Origin of the sequence: Streptomyces sp. 3330, assembly GCF_031456635.1 — a bacterium.
GTDB lineage: Bacteria > Actinomycetota > Actinomycetes > Streptomycetales > Streptomycetaceae > Streptomyces.
The window spans coordinates 24,457-42,301 of sequence record NZ_JAVDVA010000044.1; the positions used below are offsets into that span (position 1 = coordinate 24,457).

The 17,845-nt window shown below is 66.1% G+C and carries 17 protein-coding genes and 1 pseudogene; 13 read left to right on the forward strand and 5 right to left on the reverse strand.

The features are described 5' to 3' along the window. The first annotated feature begins 4 nt into the window (after positions 1 to 4). The 9 genes and pseudogenes from J2X68_RS38350 to J2X68_RS38390 form a co-directional block, all read left to right on the forward strand. Entirely contained in the window at positions 5 to 1,081 is a 1,077-nt protein-coding gene (locus J2X68_RS38350) for a SagB/ThcOx family dehydrogenase (protein WP_310437243.1), read from the forward strand. Positions 1,082 to 1,230: 149 nt separating this feature from the next. Beyond that, positions 1,231 to 1,818, forward strand: coding sequence for a SagB/ThcOx family dehydrogenase (locus tag J2X68_RS38355; RefSeq protein ID WP_310437259.1), 588 nt, complete (start codon positions 1,231 to 1,233; stop codon positions 1,816 to 1,818). Positions 1,819 to 1,925: 107 nt separating this feature from the next. Then, on the forward strand, positions 1,926 to 3,104 hold the full coding sequence (locus J2X68_RS38360; RefSeq protein WP_310437244.1) for a YcaO-like family protein: 1,179 nt from the start codon (positions 1,926 to 1,928) through the stop codon (positions 3,102 to 3,104). A gap of 139 nt (positions 3,105 to 3,243) precedes the next feature. Then, positions 3,244 to 4,107 carry a hypothetical protein gene (locus tag J2X68_RS38365; RefSeq protein ID WP_310437245.1) on the forward strand — a complete coding sequence of 288 codons (864 nt, stop codon included), beginning with the start codon at positions 3,244 to 3,246 and terminating at the stop codon, positions 4,105 to 4,107. 49 nt (positions 4,108 to 4,156) lie between these two features. After that, a complete protein-coding gene (locus J2X68_RS38370) occupies positions 4,157 to 5,074 on the forward strand; it encodes a hypothetical protein (RefSeq protein ID WP_310437246.1) in 918 nt (305 codons plus the stop codon). A gap of 17 nt (positions 5,075 to 5,091) precedes the next feature. Beyond that, positions 5,092 to 6,102 (forward strand): ABC transporter ATP-binding protein, encoded by a 1,011-nt coding sequence (locus tag J2X68_RS38375; RefSeq protein ID WP_310437247.1) that lies wholly within the window; start codon positions 5,092 to 5,094, stop codon positions 6,100 to 6,102. Then, the gene (locus J2X68_RS38380; RefSeq protein ID WP_310437248.1) at positions 6,099 to 6,881 is read left to right on the forward strand and encodes an ABC transporter permease; all 783 of its coding nucleotides are present in this window, start codon (positions 6,099 to 6,101) and stop codon (positions 6,879 to 6,881) included. Before J2X68_RS38375 ends, J2X68_RS38380 begins: the two co-directional genes overlap by 4 nt. A gap of 62 nt (positions 6,882 to 6,943) precedes the next feature. Then, a complete protein-coding gene (locus tag J2X68_RS38385) occupies positions 6,944 to 7,702 on the forward strand; it encodes an ABC transporter permease (protein WP_310437249.1) in 759 nt (252 codons plus the stop codon). A gap of 4 nt (positions 7,703 to 7,706) precedes the next feature. After that, positions 7,707 to 7,898 (forward strand): annotated as a pseudogene (locus J2X68_RS38390) (IS5/IS1182 family transposase); the annotation flags it as partial. Between the two features lie 674 nt (positions 7,899 to 8,572). Here J2X68_RS38390 and J2X68_RS38395 read toward each other — a convergent pair. The 3 genes from J2X68_RS38395 to J2X68_RS38405 are packed head-to-tail and all read right to left on the reverse strand — an operon-like array spanning position 8,573 to position 12,037. Then, the gene (locus J2X68_RS38395) at positions 8,573 to 9,295 is read right to left on the reverse strand and encodes a helix-turn-helix domain containing protein (RefSeq protein WP_310437250.1); all 723 of its coding nucleotides are present in this window, start codon (positions 9,293 to 9,295) and stop codon (positions 8,573 to 8,575) included. After that, on the reverse strand, positions 9,295 to 11,394 hold the full coding sequence (locus J2X68_RS38400; protein ID WP_310437251.1) for a hypothetical protein: 2,100 nt from the start codon (positions 11,392 to 11,394) through the stop codon (positions 9,295 to 9,297). The genes J2X68_RS38395 and J2X68_RS38400 overlap by 1 nt, the downstream gene beginning before the upstream one ends. Before the next feature lie 28 nt (positions 11,395 to 11,422). Next, positions 11,423 to 12,037 carry a helix-turn-helix domain-containing protein gene (locus tag J2X68_RS38405; protein ID WP_310437252.1) on the reverse strand — a complete coding sequence of 205 codons (615 nt, stop codon included), beginning with the start codon at positions 12,035 to 12,037 and terminating at the stop codon, positions 11,423 to 11,425. Positions 12,038 to 13,463: 1,426 nt separating this feature from the next. Here J2X68_RS38405 and J2X68_RS38410 point away from each other — a divergent pair. From J2X68_RS38410 to J2X68_RS38420, 3 genes are all read left to right on the forward strand, one after another. After that, positions 13,464 to 14,345, forward strand: coding sequence for a helix-turn-helix transcriptional regulator (locus J2X68_RS38410; RefSeq protein ID WP_310437253.1), 882 nt, complete (start codon positions 13,464 to 13,466; stop codon positions 14,343 to 14,345). Continuing rightward, complete coding sequence (locus tag J2X68_RS38415) at positions 14,342 to 14,827, forward strand: hypothetical protein (RefSeq protein WP_310437254.1); 486 nt, start codon at positions 14,342 to 14,344, stop codon at positions 14,825 to 14,827. Before J2X68_RS38410 ends, J2X68_RS38415 begins: the two co-directional genes overlap by 4 nt. A gap of 97 nt (positions 14,828 to 14,924) precedes the next feature. Next, positions 14,925 to 15,728, forward strand: coding sequence for an SAM-dependent methyltransferase (locus tag J2X68_RS38420; protein ID WP_310437255.1), 804 nt, complete (start codon positions 14,925 to 14,927; stop codon positions 15,726 to 15,728). Between the two features lie 31 nt (positions 15,729 to 15,759). Here J2X68_RS38420 and J2X68_RS38425 read toward each other — a convergent pair whose 3' ends face one another. Together J2X68_RS38425 and J2X68_RS38430 are read right to left on the reverse strand one after the other, a co-directional pair. Beyond that, positions 15,760 to 16,674 carry a helix-turn-helix transcriptional regulator gene (locus J2X68_RS38425; RefSeq protein WP_310437256.1) on the reverse strand — a complete coding sequence of 305 codons (915 nt, stop codon included), beginning with the start codon at positions 16,672 to 16,674 and terminating at the stop codon, positions 15,760 to 15,762. 87 nt (positions 16,675 to 16,761) lie between these two features. After that, the gene (locus J2X68_RS38430) at positions 16,762 to 16,998 is read right to left on the reverse strand and encodes a DUF397 domain-containing protein (protein ID WP_310437257.1); all 237 of its coding nucleotides are present in this window, start codon (positions 16,996 to 16,998) and stop codon (positions 16,762 to 16,764) included. A gap of 273 nt (positions 16,999 to 17,271) precedes the next feature. Between J2X68_RS38430 and J2X68_RS38435 the strand changes: the two genes are divergently transcribed. After that, the gene (locus tag J2X68_RS38435) at positions 17,272 to 17,754 is read left to right on the forward strand and encodes an ATP-binding protein (protein ID WP_310437258.1); all 483 of its coding nucleotides are present in this window, start codon (positions 17,272 to 17,274) and stop codon (positions 17,752 to 17,754) included. The last annotated feature ends 91 nt before the right edge of the window (positions 17,755 to 17,845 follow it).

A 17,845-nucleotide genomic window follows, 5' to 3' on the forward strand; every position in this document is an offset into this window, starting at 1 on the left:
CTCTATGACCATGTACCGCCTTAACGACTTCATGCGGATTCGCCTCGGCTCTCCGGTGATCTTTGATCTCCTCTTGGAGCGCCGGTCGGTCAAGGTGCCGGACGTCCGCGTTCTGTCCCTGCTCGGACGGGTACGACAGCACATGAGCGAACCTGACCTGATCAAACTGTGCGCTGACGTGTTCGGCTGCGATGCCGCGGCAGCTGAGAGCCTCGTGACCAAGCTCATCGCAGCCGGCGTCCTGCAGGACGCCGACCACGAACACGAACTGATGCCCGAAGTCCACGAGTGGAAAAGGTACGGCTGGCTCGACGCACTGGTGCTGCATTGCCTCTCGGAGGGCCAGAACTACTGCGACGTCGTCGATGCGGCCGATCCTCACAGCCCCGACGACGTACTGCAGGAACGGATCGCAAGGCACGGTCTCCCGACGTTCTGGAAGCAGATCGACACCGACCGACTCCTCGTTCTCCCCGAACCGCGCGAATACCCTCCGCGTGACCTGGGAGAGGTTCTGCTGGCGAGGCGTACCCACGTCCCCTGGTCAGGCGAGGTGATGGATGCCAAACAGGTCAGCCGCGTACTGCTAGACGCCAACAAGCCGCTCGTCGCGATGCGGCGTCGTGCAGAAGAGGAGTACGTCGCACGACCGTCCGCGCTCCTCGAGAATGCGTACGCGGACATGGAGACGTATTTCGTCTCGTTCGACGTCGATGGAATCCCACCAGGTCTCTACCACTACGACCCGGCCGGGCACCGCCTTTCACTGGTCCGAGCAGGAGATCTCCGGGAGGAAGTTCGCACTGCGTTCACGGGGCAGGAACGGGCCAGCAGCGGTTCGTGCGCGCTGCTGCTGTCAGCGGTGTGGGAACGGCACATGTTGCGCTACGAGGGCGACCCGCGGGCCTACCGCACCTTGCTGACCCTGGTCGGGCAGTTCGCCCAGCGCTACCTCGTGACCCTGACGGCCTTCGGCTTCACGACGTTTCCGACGCCCGCACACCAGCCGGTTCTGGCTGATGACCTCATCGGGACCAACCGGTTCGAGGAGTCGAGCCTCTACCTTATTGCCGCCGGCTAGCAGGGATCATGGACATTCCAACTGACTACTACCTGCAAGGCGCTCTGGCGTTCCACGAACAATCCACGTACGGGAACTATCCGGAACCGCGGCCTGCCGACCTGTGGGCGCATACCAGGGCCGCAACCGAGACGCAGCCTCAGGCCGACATGGCGGTTGCGTGCCCGGACGATGCGGAGCATCTGGACCGCATCTTGCGTGCCCGTCGTTCCCGACGCACACGGTCCACGAGGGTGGCGCGGGAGACACTGGTCGGCGCCTTGACCAGTGCCATGGCTGCCTCTACCACTGGCTTGCGGCCCTACCCGAGCGCCGGCGGCTGCTACTCCGTCTCCGTGTACTGCTACGTGAGCGACATAGAGGGAGCAGGCCCCGGGGCGTACCGTTTCGACCCGTCAGTACGATCCCTACTTTCCCTCCACGCTAAGGACGCCGAGAATCCGGTCTTGCCGGACCTCTCGGAGCTCCTCCGCACAACCGTGCTCCGCGCAGACACCGTGCAGGCGGTTCTGCTTCTCGCTGCCGACATGAACGGAGTCGGCGCGCGCTACGGGGAGCGGGGCTACCGGTACGCACTGCTCGAAGCCGGTCACCTGGCCCAGAACTTGGCGCTGGCCTTCGACACCCGGGGCGTCGCCCACTGTCCTCTCGGAGGCTTTTTCGACGATGTGGCGCGGCATCTGTTCACCTTGCCGGATGCGCTCCATCTTCCGCTCTACGCGATGGCTCTCGCGTGACGCACCGACCTGACCTTCCCAAACTTTCGCTTCCCTCGACCGATTGCCGCTCCTGTGGAGCTCTATGGGCGGCAGAGGCACACCCGTTCGTCGCCACAAGCACCGGTGTGTCGCAGGCTTTCGTGGTGCATCCCGACTGCTGGGAGCATCCGTATGGAGACGAGCGGTGGCAGGCCCTCGATTCCAAGCCCGATGGGCTGGGCGTTCACGCTCCTTTCGGACCCCTGCTTCTGCAGCAGGTGGTGGAGGATGCGAGTGCCGGGGTGTGGTCGTCGGACGTGCTCGTGACGGTTCCTCGCGGGACGCGTGGGTTTCCCGCTGTTGTCGGCGGTGGCATGGCCGCCACTGCAGAGCAGGCTCTTACCCTGGGCTGGATCGAAGCATTCGAACGGCGCTGCTCGTTCAGGCGGCCGCGGGAGCAACTCATCTTCGCGGTGCAGCCCCCGGGCCTTGCCATGTCTGAGGCCGTCGCCGAAGAAGCTCCCATGTGGTGGACCCAGGCGCACGGGTTGGACGGCGAGCCCACCTGGCTGCCGCTCCAGGAGGCCGTCCTTGCCTCCCAGTGGCGAGGCACACCACCCGTCACTACGGACACGACGGGCATGTCCGCACACACATCCAAGGAGCGTGCGATTCTGCACGGATTGCGTGAATGGCTGGAACGTTCGGTACTACACAGATGGTGGACACAGCCGGACAGTACCCGCTGTTCCATCCACTCCCGCATGGCTTCTGACCTGATGCGAGGGTCGTCCCTGGCTCTGCCAGACAGTGCGTGCGAGGTCTGGCATCTGCGTCACGGCGACTGGCACGTGGCGGGATGCGTGATTTTCACCGAGCGGGGGATACGCCCCACAGCCGCGTTCGGCGGCGGAACAGCACTCACCGCTGATGCCGCAGTCAACGCCGCTTGGCGAGAAGCCTTCCAAATGCACATCGCTCCTCAGCCCGCGGTAACGCGAGAGGGACAAATAGTGTTCGGGCCTCCAATCGGCCACACCCCAGTGGACGAGGACTTCCGAATCCGCTTCCTCGCGCAGTTCCCCGCCCGCTCTGACTGTACGGAGCCCGGCAGGGAGGAACCGATCGATCACGCGGAGGAGGCGGGTACCAGGGATTCCATCCTCAAGGTTGTCGACGGTCCGGTCGCCACGGTGGACTGCGGCGACGAACTCACTGACGCACTAGGCCTGCATGTTCTGCGCGTGCTCTGTCCCGCACTGCCAAGGTTCACCCCGGACACCCGTACCCCGAGCGGGCTGGCACCTGCATTCCTGGGAGGCTGACATCACTGCCCCACTTCAGGCATGGACCGTCTCGCCCACCGCTTCCCTTCTGCACCATGCAAGCAATTGGTTTCTTGATGACCCTTACCAAGGCGCCATACGGGAACTGGGCATCAGCAACGAGACGCTCTGGGACTTCTTGCGCGGACTGGTCGAACTGGGTTCCGTCAACACGGCTGCGGCTGCGGCAGCTGCCATCGCTGCGGGCGTGCCCGAAGCAGCAGCTGACCGCTGTGTGGATTCGTTCCGGCGCGCGGGACTACTGGTGCCGACCACGTCCCACCCACTCCCTCGCGCGGAGGCACCGGTCCTGCAGGACTGGCGGCTGGCCAACCTGGCTCTGCCTGCGGACTACAGGGATCCTGATACACAGGTCACCGATCTCCGGCAGATGGAGGAATTTGCTGCCGCAGAAGCTCCTCCTGCCGTCTCCGTCCAGTGGCCGCTCGGGCTGCGTCGGACTCTTCTGCCGCATCCCGTCCACGATGCGCCTGAACGTCCGCACTATGCATTAGGCAACGTCCTCTACTACAGCAATGCTGTTCTACGGCCAGCGGCCCTCGGCCCCTTGCCCCGCACTCTCCGGGTCCCTCCGTCGCACGGTGCGGCACACCCGTTCGACCTCACCGTCATCATGAACTCCCAGCGCGACGGGAGCTCCGTCACGCTCGGGTACGACCCCGTGGCTCACGCGCTAGTGCGCCTTCCTGGCATTCCGATCGCCCCCGTAGCACCCGGCTACGTGCTGATAGCCGTCCATCTCGCGGTACGTCGAGTGCAGTGGCGGTACCGGGCGAGCACCGCCTACCCGACAGTGTTCCTCGATCTGGGCCACCTCCTGCAAGTCATGGAGACAGCGGCCGAGAACCTCAATCTCGCAGTGACGGAAACACCTGTGCCAGAACAGGCTTCCATCCGCGGGCGAACGCCCTCCCTGGGGGCGGTCGTCGCCCTCCGAAGCCTGCGCACCACTGCAGAGGAAGCGGTGAACCTTGCCGATTGAACCTCTTGCGTCCGAGGTTGCCGTCGCCCTGAAGTCGTTGCAAAAGTGCATGAGCGATCCTGTGGCAGACGGCCTGCCCGAACTCGTACGGTTGCGCGAGGTTGCTGGGGACTGGCTGCGCGAGTCAACCGCCGACGCGCTGCAATATGCCCTCATGGCCAGGGACTGGTCACCGGTCGCGGGCGATGCCTGTCGCATTGCCGCTACAGTGCGCGGGCCATCCATCATCGTGGTTCCCCGGGTGCTGGCCGACCGCACGGTGGGCGAGCTGGTCTGCACGAATCACTGGGGGCCTGGTCAAACGGCAGTGGCCGAGGCGCTGAACCACTTGCCCCATGCCGTCACACGCCTCTTCGGCTACCAGACGGAGCAACACGGCCCGCTCGTCGTCGCGCGCAAACTGCTGACTCCTGACCGCTGCCATGTGGTGGACGCACTGGGCCAGATCCGGCTGTCACTGCCCCCCGGGTCGGCTATGTGGGGGCGTTCACGCGTCACCATCGTAGTCAACCCAACAGGACACGTCGCGCAGCCAGCCGCCCGCTGTGACACCCCGGAACAGGTTGTCGCAGCCGTGACGTGGTCGACGCTGGCTTGTGCGCTCGCCGGCGAAGGTCCGTTCCGTCCGCAGAGAATCGCAGGACGCCTGGCCCTCGGAGACCAACGTGACCTGGCCGGAGCCTTCTTGGGCATTCTCAGTAGTTTCGTCTACCTGCGCAGGGTGTCGGGCCTCAATGATCTACTCGTGAAGGCAGCAACCTCTCATGCGGGTGTGCCTGGCACGCCTTTGAGCGAGGTGATGGACTGCTGGGCTAGGGCTGCTGGCGACGGGGCGAATGAGGATTCTCTGCTCAGGAGCGCGCATGAGCTGCTCGCTACGGGGATCAAGATCTTGGCGAGGGACGACCCGGACCTGCTTGGCAACTTCACACGGTGGCTCCGCGGTAATTCTCTCGATTCTGGTTGAAGAAGGTAGGGCAGGCAGTGTCCGCAATCGTCATGCGCGATGTCCGACGCGCTTTCGACGTCGTTAAAGGATCCGCCTGGCGGATGAACCGCAGGGTGCAGCAATTCGAGGCACTCAGAGGTGTGAACCTTGATGTGTCAAAGGGCGAGCTGTTCGGTCTTCTCGGACCTAACGGAGCCGGTAAGACGACCACGATCAAGATTCTGACGACCCTGCTGGTTCCGACGAGCGGGGAGGTCTACCTCAACGGCCTCGACTCGGTGCGCAACCCGGATCAGGTCCGCAGTCGGATCGGCTATGTGTTCGGAGGCGACAAGGGACTCTACGATCGACTCAGCGCCCGTGACAACCTCCGATATTTTGCGAACCTGTACCGCATTGCCCCGGGACAGCAACGCAGGCGCATCAACGAACTTCTCGAGATGCTGAGCCTAACGGACCGTCAGAACGATCGGGTGGAGACGTTCTCCCGAGGAATGAAGCAGCGGCTGCATATAGCCCGCGGGCTCCTCCACGATCCGGACATCATCTACCTGGATGAACCGACGAACGGTCTCGATCCGCTGGCCGCACGCGATGTGCGCGACATTGTGAGACGGCTGAAGCACTCCGGGAAGACGATCCTTCTCACCACGCACTACATGTTCGAGGCGGAAGATCTGTGCGACCGTCTGGCCGTCATCGCGGGCGGGCGCATCATCGCCGAGGGCACCAGCAAGGACCTCGGCGCGCTCGCGAATGCCGGCCCCGTCGTTCGGGCGGAGGTCACTGGGGGCGCCCAGGCCCTGTGCCGGGCCCTTGAAGATCGCGCCGACGTCGTCAACTGCCATCTAGAGCCGCTCAGCGGGCGCGAACTGGTGACCATTCGGTTCGCGGCGCAGACCGGAGTCGAGGCGTCCCGAGTCGTTGGCGAGGCCGCTGCAGCAGATACCGGAGTACAGCTATTGGATCTTCAGCTCCGCGAGCCGACTCTTGAAGACAAGTACGTCACGCTGGTGAGTCAGTCCCTCGACAAGGAAAGCGCATGACGGATCGCCGTGCAGGTTTGGGATACTTCGCCTCCAACGTCCGCTTCTACCTGCTATACCTTTCGCGATCACGGATTGAGATCACTCTCACCTTCCTGCTGCCCCTCTTCTACGCGACCGTGGCGCATCTGATCGCGGAATCCGGGTCGGGCCGGATCACCCCTCTGGAAATTACGCTGGGGGCAGGCCTCATGGGCATGTGGACCACAGTCATGTACGGAGCGGGTGGCCTGATCAAGGAACAGCGGCGCCTTGGGATACTCGAACTCCTGTTGGCAGCGCCTGGACGCTTCCCCTCGGCGATTGCAACGATGACCCTCGCTGTCGCCCTGTTTGGGTTCGAGGCCATGCTCGGCACTCTCGCCTGGGGATATATTCTATTTGACGCACGGATCAATGCTACCGCTCTGCCTGCTCTGACAGTGGCCGCCACACTCACTCTTCTCGCCATGAGCGCAGTGGGCTTCATGGTCGCTGCCGTGTTTGTCCGGGTACGGAAAGCCGAGAGTGTGGCTGAAGCCGTCGTAGCTCCTTTGTGGCTGCTCTCGGGTGTCCTGATTCCCGTCTCCACTCTCCCCGACCCTGTGCAAGCAATCAGCAGGCTTCTGCCCATGACCTTCGGAGCGGAGGCATTGCGGGCGGCCACGCGGAGCGTTTGGGATGCGCGCGCCATCGCAGCCTGCCTCGGCCTTAGCCTTCTCTACGGGGCAATCGGATGGGCCGCCGTCAACGCTGCGGCTCAATCGTCTCGATCCCGAGGGGGTATGCACCTGTGGTGAGCCACGAAAGCCGCACCATGCCGAGCAAACCCTCGCTAGACGCAGCTCCCGTAGTTCGACACGTGGTGGTGTCCAACTACCTGTCCTTCCGAGCTCTTTTCAACTGGTCGAGACCAAGCGACTTCCTCCTGGCATTCGTCTTTGCACCCGTATTCGATCTTCTGTTCTATGGCCTCTTCGGTCACTACATGAGCGTCGAGGACGGAGCCTTCTACCTGACCGGCGGCGTCATGCTTGCCGCATGCCTGCCTGCTCTCTCGGGCGGAGTGATGTCCGTGACGAGTGAGCGCTACTACGGCACCCTGCACGCTCTCCTCATCAGCCCAAACGCTTTAGGGCCCCTCTTCCTCCGCCCCCTGCCCTACGCCCTGTTCGGGGCGCTCGCTGGGGGCGTCACCCTCCCCGTCGGCATGCTGCTCCTCGATGTGCGACTGCCGGACGACGTGCTGCCTGTTCTGTTGGGATGCCTGCTGTGCGGGGCCCTCTCCAGCGCTGCCCTCGGCATGCTTCTTGGTGTCTTTGCTCTCTACGTGCGCGACATCTTCACCGTCATCAACCTCGCCATGTGGTTCCTTTCGCTGGCGTTGGGCCTCTTCGTTCCTCCGTCCGCCTATCCGACATGGCTGACGGTTGCTGCGCACTGGGTCCCGGGGTACCACGCCCTCAGCGCGGCCCGAACGGTCGTGGAAAGCGGCGCCCCGGTTGGCAGTGACCTTGCGATCGAAGCGGCCCGTGCTGCCGGTTTGATCGTGGTCGGCATGTGCGCAATCACGTACTACCGCCGGCAGGTGCGCCGCGGGCGCACCTCAGGCTTGGATTGACACCACGACGGACTACACATGGCAGCAACTGCCGCCAACCTTCGACACTTCGGCTTCGACCGCGCATCGGTGCTTCGCCGAGTTAATTGCCGACCCGCCTATGGGCCGAGCTGCACCGTTTAGCGCTGCCCGAACTCGGCGCACGCGGGGAGCTGGACTGGTCGCGCGGTGCGCGATCAACTCTTCGGGCCTCAGAGAGAGGATCTAACCGCTGGCACGAGGCGGACGTTGCCGCGTTCTGCAGCGCCTTCCTGCCCCGCGCCGCCGGGCTCGGTGCACGGCGCCAAGACCAACTCGCGCGAGCCGCCGATCACTTCCTCTTCGCCAAGTGCCATACGTTCGACAACTCCGGCGGCACATCCACAGTGCCACACCTACACCTGAGCGAAGCCGCGTTCCGACTCACCACGGCCATGGAGTCTCTGCTGGCCTGCGGGGACGGCGGGCATGCCGAGGCTGGCCGCAAAGTCCAGCAGCGTGCCGCCATGTTCGTCGGTACGGATTACGCAGTCGGTGGCTACTGGGGCTGCGGGATGGGTCGACGCGTCGGCGGCATGCTTTCGCACGCGCGGGTGGGGCCGGCCCGGAGATCGAGTACGTCGATGGCGTAGTAGGCCGCCGCGAGGTCGCAGTCATCCAGGGGCCACGCCGCAGCGCCGGACTGGCGGCGGCTGACCTGTGCCTGGCTGACTCCCAGGGCCACAGCGAGGTGGGCTTGCGTCTCCCCCGTCAACTGCATGAGCGCGGCAATCGCGGCCCTCACGCGCTCCCCAGACGACAGCACCATGGTGTTCAACCTACCGCTGTCCATCGTTGCCACGTCTGCACGTCGGTGTGCCGGGGAGGCCCTGGTGTGTTGTGGTGGGCCGGTCAGCGCGGGCACCAGGTGCGGATTTCGAGGTGGAGGATGTGGGCGTCGGGGTGGATGCGTCCGGTTTCGACCAGCCATTGATGCATGGCTGCAGTGACGTCTCCGGCGGCGGCGTTGACGCGGCGGGCGATGTCGGCGGCGTCGAAGCCGCCGGTCTGGGCGGAGCCGTAGGAGTGTTCTTCGGTGTGGTCGGCGCGTTGGATGACGTCGCGGCGAATGCCGGGTGAGTCGGTGCGGCTGCCAGAGGGGCGCAGGTATGCGGTCTTGGCCAGGCGGACGGTGAAGGCCAGGCGCAGGCCCTGGCGGGCGGCTTCGGCGATGAGGGGGCGCAGGCGGGCGGAGCCGGAGGCGATGGCCTGGGCACCGACGCGGCCCGTTCCGGAGCCGGTGGGGGTGATCAGGACGGCCTTGGTGCGGACCCGGGCCCGGGCGCCGGAGGTGGTGGTGCGGCGGGTGATGTGCCGTGCGGCGATCTCGGTCAGTTCGGGCAGGTCGGTGATGCCGCCGGCTTCGACGGCGGTGAGTACGTCGCGCAAGGCGGCGACGAAGGCCGCGCCTTTGTTCTTGGTGTAGAACTGCGAGACCAGCGACGGGTCGCGGTTGATGATGCGGGCGATGTCGCGTTTGGTGTAGCCGGCGGCCTGGAGCCGGTCGGCGAGGCGGGCCGCTTCGTTCAACTCGGCCTTGTGTGGCGGCCGGTTGCGGCGGGGGCGGGGTGGCATCACGTCTCCCGTGCGGTGGTGAGGGCGGCGCGTCCGGCGTTGCGTGCGGTGAGGAGTTCCTCTTCGGTGGTGGGGGCGGCCAGGGGTCCGGTGAGGTGGCCTTTGAGGAGGTAGTCGCCGGGCTGATGGTGGTAGGGCCAGTTCTGGGGCTGGGTGAGGTAGAGGGCGTCGGTGCGGAAGGCGATGACGCTGCCGGGCGGGGTGTGCAGGGCTCCGGCGTAGGTGTCGTCGTCGCGGTGGCGCTGGGTGAGGAGGGCGGCGCGGGCGCCGGACCAGATCGCTGCGGCCCATTCAGGGTGGGCGTTGGGGTCGCGGGTGAAGCCGGTGGGTTTCTGCCAGGTGATGAGTTCGTCGTCGAAGCCGATGATTTCGGCGTCCGGTGGGACGTCGCGCTCGAGGTTGCGGGGGGTGGTTCCGGTGACCATGCGGGGGCGCTGGGCGAAGGAGCCGATGCCGTACAACAGGATGGAGCGCACGGCGCGGGAGGCGAGGTGGGCGGCGCGGGCCTGGTGGGGATCGCCCTGAAAGTGGGCCTGAGCGGTGAGGTTGGTCCAGGTCTCTTTGAGTTTTTTGGCCCAGTCGTCGAGGGGTTTGCCGTCGTCCCAGAGGATGCCGTCGAGAATCTCGATCTTCCACGGCTGGATGGGGTTGGACAGGGCGGTGTGGATTTCGGGGCCTCCGGCCCAGGTGGTGAAGGTGGTGCCGGGTTCGGCGGGGTAGTGCCAGGCGCGGTCGCCCGGGGCGGGGGCGGGCAGGAGTCCGACGTGCTCCCAGGTGGCGGGGACTGTCACGCGTACCTGCCAGTGCCCGCAGCCGTACAGGACCCGCATCTGCTCTTTCTGCGACCAGGCTGCGAAGGTCGCGGCGGTGATGCGGCGGGGGGTTCCGACCGGGGGTTTCCAGGTGTGTTTGGCGTAGGCGAAGGTGCGGTCGTACTCGAGGAGTTGAGGCAGCTGTTCGGGGACGCGGGGCGGGGTGAGGAGTTCGTTGCGGCCCTGGCCCGCGGTGGCGTGCAGCAGGCTGCGCAGTTCTTCCGAGAGGACGGGGAAGCCGTCGGCGTGCTGGCCGCGGGCGGGAATGGTGCGGGTCCACAGATCACGGCCGGTCTGGGAGGGCGAGCCCATCAGGACGGCATCGCTCCAGTGGCGGCGCAGGGCCTGCCACAGCAGCACGAACGCGTCGCGGACGGTGGCCGGGTCGTCGCCGTCGAGGTCGAACCACTCCCCCACCGAGCGGATCTCCACGTGGCTGTCGCTGTTGTCGCGCTGGTAGCGGCCGACAGGGTTGCGGGCGTGGACGAAATGCCCAGCCATCCGGTCGCGTCCACGGCCGGTGTCGGTACGCCAGTCCAATGCGGGCGCGTTCAGCCAGGCGGCGACCGCGTCACGGAGGTAGGGGTGGCGGTCAGCGTCGCGGTGCCAGGGGTCCCCGGCCGTGATGTAGATGCGTTCCACGCCGTCGGGGACTGTGTGGAAGACGGCAGTGAGGATGTCGGCGGCCGAGCGGCCGGCGAGGTCGAGGCGGTGGGTCTGGTTGCGGTGGACGAGGACGCCTGTGTCGGTGTCGAGGAAGACGGTGGAGCGGGCCTGCTGGGTGAAGTTGGGTCGGGTGGAAGCCAGGCCTGAGGTGTGGGTGAACCAGGCGTCACCGCTGTTGCTCGCGGGGATGGTGGGCAGTTTCCGGGGGGTCTCGCCTACTGCGGGCGGGTCGGGGGCTGTGGTCCGGGCCGGGAGGGGTGGCGCAGCGGAGGGTCCGGCAGTGGTGGTCATCGCGGGGGCGGTTGCTCCCTGCTGCGGCGAGTGCGGTGCCGGTTCGTCAGCGGCGCGAGCTGTGGGCGGTTCGGGGGACAGCGGCTGCGGGATGTCGCTTTCGGCGAGGCTGTCGGGTGCCAGGGCGGGGGCGATGGCGACGACGTCGGCGACGCCCAGGCCGGCCGCAGGGGCGATCCGCTCCGCTTTTGCTTTCTCGTAGGAGGCCAGCTGGACGATCTTCTTGTTCCGGTCAGTTTCCAGTTTTGCCAGTTGCGTCCGCGCCTTCTTGATCTCGTCCCGCATGGTGCGCAGCTCGGTGAGCGCTGTGTTGTAGCTCTGTGCGTCCATCGGGGGGCTTCCTTGTCCGGGCCGGGGTTCAGTCGGTAGTGGGCGTGGAGACGTAGGCGATGGCCCCGCCCGAGTGGGAAGTGAGCCGGGTGCCTAGCAGCAGTTCAGCAAGTCGGCGGTCGGTATCAATGCTGGAGGTGATCACTGTGTGCGGGGCGGCCAGGTCGGTGACGTAGCCGGCCAGGCGGGCGTCGGGGAAGGCATGGCGGCCTTCGGCGTTTTTCTCCCAGCGTTCGAGGCCGGTCAGGACCGCCACCACATAGCCGGACAGGGTGACCGGTAGCACTTCCCCGGCTGCGACGCTCGCCGCATTGCACCGCCACCAGCCGCGCAGCGCTCTCAGGAGGCCGTCGGGAGTGAGGGTGGCGGAGAAGCCGATCCAGTCACGGTCAGTGTCGTCGGCGGGCTGTGCGGTATCGACACGCAGGACGGCGATTTCGTGGGTGCTCAGTTGATGCAGGGGGGCGTGGTGGCGTGCGCTGAGGGCCTGCACCGTGTGCAGGGGAATCATGACGCGCACTCCGCGACGGGAGAGCCCGGGCAGCAATCCGGCGTGCACGAGGCGCCGGAACGTCGTGATGGCGCAGCCGAGCTCTTCGGCTGCCTGGCCGGTTGTCAACAGCATGTGCACCACCTTCAACATGCATGCATACTTCGATATCTGATTCGGCACTGATTCTAGAGTGCGGATGGAAAGGTCGTCAAAGAGCGCCCTGCACCTGCGGAGCGCGCCACCCGCCGGAAGGGGGCGTACACGACAGAGCAGCGGCGGAGGCGGATGCGTCATCCTCCGCCGGCCCAGGGTTCGCGAGCTGGTGCAGCGGGACTCCGGCAGGCCGGACCGCCACGGGTCGGATCCAGGAGCCCTGGCAGTTGACCATGTGCGCGGCCCGGTCATGGAGCAGCCACAGAGGCCGAGCGCTCAATTGCATCGGCAATGCGCCGCCCGAGGGGCCGGTTGACGCCCTCTGAATGCCAGACGCTTCTGGGCCCGCCGTCACGGCCGGGGGCATGAGCTGCTCCACAGGAGCCCGCCACGCTCCTGTGGGTCGGTCGCGTCGTCAGGCCAAACGGGCGCGGCCAGCTGCTGCGGATCACAGCCCCCGGAGAAGCCCCTATCTTGCGCCCCGCGAAAGCACCGGGGCTGTGATGCTCAGCGGAGCGGTGGCCTGTGCGCCCGCGGGCGCGCCGGAGTGCGCTCCATCTGATTTTTCACGCGCCCGTAGACGGTGTATCAGAAAGCTTGCAGGCGAAATTGATCAATTCCGATCACATGCGGCCGCCTTTCGGTGCACGACAGACGCATTTGAACGAATTTATTGATTGCCGAAGCTGTTTCGCACATCGATACGGCTGGGTTTCGGGTTAATGCCTCACTCTGTTGGCCGTGCGATCCCAGGGCGCGCTAGTGTCACGCCGAGATAGAGGCCCTGGCCCAAGGGTGGTGCCAACAGACCAGGACCTCTCAGCATTTTGACCAGCCGTCAATTCAGAGGTGAAAGATGACTGACCCCAATGTCGTCCCGGGCACCGTGGTGTCCGGGACGCGTGTGGACGGTAGCAATACCGTCCGGAATTACGCACGCTTGCGTGCCTTCGCTGTCACGGTCGGCCTGGCCCCTGCCGTAGTGGTGGCTCTGTCCCTTGTTCTGCCGGGCCAGTGGCCCGCTGCCACGTGCGTGGCGTTCGCTGCCGTCGGTGCGGCCGCATCACGGACGTCGCGGGTCGAATTCCTCTGGGCACGAGTGGACTGACCCGACTCGCCGGGTGGCTGGCCTGCTGAGGTCGGCACCAGCCACCCGGCTTCGGGTTCACAGGCTGAGGCGGGCGCTGCCCGCCTCAGCGGGATACAGGAGAAGGATACGAACGTGACGACTGATCCGTCACAGCGGCAGCAGTGTCCGGTGTGTGCGGGCCCTATGGTCCAAAAGCCCGGGGCCGGCCGGCCCCGGCATTACTGCAGCCCTGCCTGCCGCCGCCGGTCCCAGCGCGATAGGCAGGCGCGCAAAGCCCCGGCCGCGGCCCAGCAGGGGCCGTTGGGCGCTTCGGTGGCGGCCGAGGTGCGTAGGTTGGCACAGCAGTTGCTGGACAGCGAGATGCGGCAGGAGGAGCTCGGCACCTTGCTGGAGAGGGCCGAGGCGATCCGGCGGGAGCTGGATATCTATACCGCAGCTGCGGTGCAGGATGCCCGTCATCGGGGTGAGAAATGGGAGTCGGTGGCCAGGGCTGCGCATGTCGCTGCGGAGACGGCGCGGGCTCGGTGGGGGCCTGAGCGGGTGGCCAGGATGATGGACCTCCACGCCAACGAGAAAGGGGCTGCTCCCGCCCGGTGGCGTGGCTCTCAGCCGGTCCGTCTCGCTGATGGTCTGGAGGACACGGCTGGTGATCACGGTGCCGAGGCCCCTGTCGCCCAGCTGGCTTCGGCCCTGACCCAGTTGCAGGTGGCCAGCGGTCAGACGATCCGTGAAGTGGCAGAGTCCACGATGCTCTCGCCGTCGTTCATTTCGCGTGTCCTGTCGGGAGACCGCCTTCCCACCTGGGACCTGACGTGTGCGCTGGCGAGTCTCTTCGGTGCCGACCCGGCCGACCTGCGCGTGCTGTTCGAGTCGGCGCACGGGCTGACTGCGCAAGGGCGGCAGCCTGTTGCGGCGGCCATCGCGCAGTTGCACGCTGCGGTACGCGGCCTTTATCTGGCGGCCAAGTCGCCTTCGCCGGAACGGATCGAGCGTCTGAGTTCGAACGCAGTGAGCGCGCTCATGGCGCGCCGTGTCCTGGCGGGCATTGACGTTCCGGAGTGGGAGGTCATGGCTGCTTTCGTCTGTGCGCTCGGAGGACGTCCTCAGGATTTCAAGCCGCTGTGGGAGGCAGTGCACTACACCTTCCTGATGTGCGACGACCCGCGCTCGCCGGAGGGGACGGCGCACATTGCCGTGCCGGAAGAGGAGCAGTGAGCGGGCACCGCCCTGCCGCCCGGTCCGGGGTGTCAGCCCCGGAGTCCGTCAGCACAGGGCAGCGAGACCGTTTCCTGCACCGGGATCACCGGGTCCCTCGCAGCGCTCTGACGGCCTATACCGCCTTCCGTGAACGTCACTACGAGCCGTACCTGCTGTACGCCGCATTACGGATCGGCCGGCCCGGGGCAGCCGAGGCGGCCGTCACCGCCGCGTTCACCGAGCTGGCGATGTCCTGGACGGCCATCCTGGGCGACGCCCGCCCTGCCGCGGCTGCCTGGCGCATCCTGCACGACCACGTCGACCGTGCACTGGGGTACGGTCCGGCGGACGTCTCCGCCGACCATGTCGTGCAGATGCTGCGGCGTGACGCGTACGTCCTGGACAAGCGCATGCATCTAAGCCGTGACCGCATCGCCGAGGTACTCGGAATACGTCCAGGAGACCTCCACAGTCTGCTGCCGCGCTTCCCTGAGAGGTGAGATGCGGCTGTTGACCGGCATACCGCTGCGTTATTTCTCTACACTCCGTGAATGAGGGAACACGCTGCCGTGGCGTGCGGGCAGAAGGGGAACGCGCGTGAGCTTGCCGTACGGGGTGGATGTCACGATTCCGAGTGTGGCCCGCATGTACGACAGCCTCTTGGGCGGGCAGGACAACTACCCCGCAGATCGAGCGGCCTGCGAGGAGCTCCTCGAGCACGTGCCCAGCATGCGGGAACTCGCTTTGAACAACCGGGAGTTCCTGCGCCGCGTGGTACATGTGATCGCCGCTGAGCATGGCATCCGACAGTTCATCGACCACGGATCGGGGCTGCCGACCCAGGACAACGTCCACGAGATCGCACAGCGGGTGAACCCCTCCAGCAGGGTGGTGTACATCGACAGCGATCCCATCGTCCGCACCATCGGCGGCGTGCTGCTGGCAAACAACGAGAACACGGCCGTGCTTCAGGCGGATATGAGGGAGACCGCGGAGATCTTCGCCAGTGAGCCGGTGCACCGGCTCATCGACCTGAGCGAGCCGGTGGCAGCGTTGTTCGTTTCGGTGCTGCACTGCATCCCGGATCGCGACCGGCCGGCAGACCTGGTGGCCCGGGTCGCACAGCGGCTGCCGGCCGGCAGCGTGATGGTCGTGTGCCAACTCGTCAGCGATTCCGCCGAGGTCCGTGACACAGTGAGCTGTTTCATGGACGAGCAGACACAAGGCCACTGGGGGCGGGTGCGGAAAAGGGCAGACGTGGCGGACTTCTGTGCACCTCTGGATGTGATCGAACCGGGGCTGGTGGAGGTCTCCACGTGGCGGCCTGGCCGAATTGACGCCCCCGCTCAGCGAAGTTGGGAGTGGGAGGAGTACGGCGGGGTCGGCTTCGTCAGACGCTGAACCCGCGCAGCGGCGTTGCCGGCGTGTGGTGTCACCGCCAGGATGCCAGTGCCTGTTCCAGCAGTGCCGGTGTCTGCTCAACCGGATTGGCCACTCCGCAAAGGTTGTTCAGGATGGCCTGGTAACGCTCGGATTCCGCAGGCTTCTCCTGGTAGACAGCTCCTTCGTACTGCTCGAGGTACACCATGTCGGGCAGATACTCCGGGGTGAAAAAGCGCAGGTGTACAACCGGGTGGCCGATGGCCCCGGCCGCGCCCACTGTCAGCGGGGCGATCTGGAGATGGAGCTGGTAGGGCAGCTCCTCCAGCAGAGCCAGCAGGTGCTGGATCTGCCGGTACATCACCCCGGGTGTGCCGACCTGGCGACGGAAGACCTCAGAGTCCATTACCGCCAGGAGGACAGGCGGTGTCTCGGCACGGCGCAACATCTCAATGCGCCGCACCCGCACAGCCACGCGTTCCTCGATCTCTCTGGCCGGCTTGGTCGGGTGGGCCGCCCGGATCACGATCTCGGCGTATTCCTCGGTCTGCAGCCAGCCGGGCACCAGCTGAGGTTCATAGGAGATGATGCGGCGGGCGGCTGGTTCCATGGCGAGCAGCGGCCGCAGGAGTGTCGGTACTGCATTGGCGTACGGCTGCCACGCCTCCGGTTTGGCCGCCTCCTGAACCAGCTCGTCGATCCTGGCGCGCTCGAGCGGATCCCTCACCCCGTAGGCATCGAAAAGCCGCTCGACCTCGGTGGCTTTGAAGACTGCCTTGCCGTTCTCCATGCGGCTGAGCGTCGCTGCGGAGATGTTGATGAACCGGGCAGCCTTCGGCGGCGCAATGCCCGCGTGCTCGCGGCAGCGTCGCAGGTGTCCGGCAACCGCCTTGCGATGTGCTGCGGGGCCCAACTCCGGGCGGTGCGGAAATCCGAGGATCGACGGCGCCTTCCGGCTGGCTGCCATACGGGCACTCCTATGAGGCTATTGAGGGCCCAAGTATGGCAGCCAGAACCCAACCGAGTCAGCAAATGGCCACGAATGCACTCTCCGTCACGAGAGCGCGAAGTCGAACTCGCCGTCCTTTACTCCCCCGAGGAAGGCAGCGACCTCCTCGCGCGCGTAGACGAGAACTGGCCCCTCAGGAAACCTGGAATTGCGCACCGCCACATCTCCGCCGGAAAGACGGGCGAGCTCCACGCAGTTGCCGTTCCCCCCGCTGTCACGGCTCTTGTACCAGCGCACCTCCTGCACCTCGCCTGCGCTCACGCCGTTTTCCACCCGCTGCATACCTCACCATGCCCTCAAAATCACACCCGGATCCAGCCAGCCGAGCCCTTCAGGGCCGACAGCAGATCCGACCGTCTGTGCGAATATTCGAGCTCTGCAATTGCAGAGACGCGCTTGCAGGAACGAGGAGCGGCCCGGAATAGTGACGGTCAAGACGGCACGTCGTGCTTACAGCGCGGCACCAGTTCCGGGGGACGGACGATGACGCCACGACACGAGGACACATTCCAGCCACGGTCCACGTCTGCCGCACACAGCGAACGAAGACAGCAGATGCTCTTCCTCGGCGAACCCTTGGCCTCTACCCCCAACCTCGCCGTCCGCTCAGGTCTGGGCAGCACTCCCTTTGCCGCCCGCCGGATCCCCGTGGCTTCCCCCCACTGCTGCTACATCGCTCGCCAGTTCACCCGGCAGACCGTGCGCCGCTGGAATCTGAACAGCATCTGCGACGACGCAGTCCAGATCGCTTCTGAACTTGTCGCCAACGCCGTCCGCCACGGCCGGCCCGACACGGCAAAGGACAACGATCCGCAAGCCGGAGTGTGGCTGGCCTTTGCCCTGCGGCCTCGCACTCTCCTGTGCGTTGTACGCGACCCCAGCCACCTCCGACCCCGGCTCACGGCACCTCCGCCGATGGCCGAGCGCCACCGGGGACTGCCCATCGTGAACGCCCTCAGCAACACCTGGGGCTGGACCACGGACGCCCAAGCCCGGGGGAAATCCGTCTGGGCACGCGTGTCCCTGCCCGCCGCCTAGGCGCTGTTTCTCGGATCATGTGCGGAGCCAGATGATGAGTGCTGCGAGGGTGACTGTGCCGAGGTAGGTGTAGGCCCGTTTGTCGTAGCGC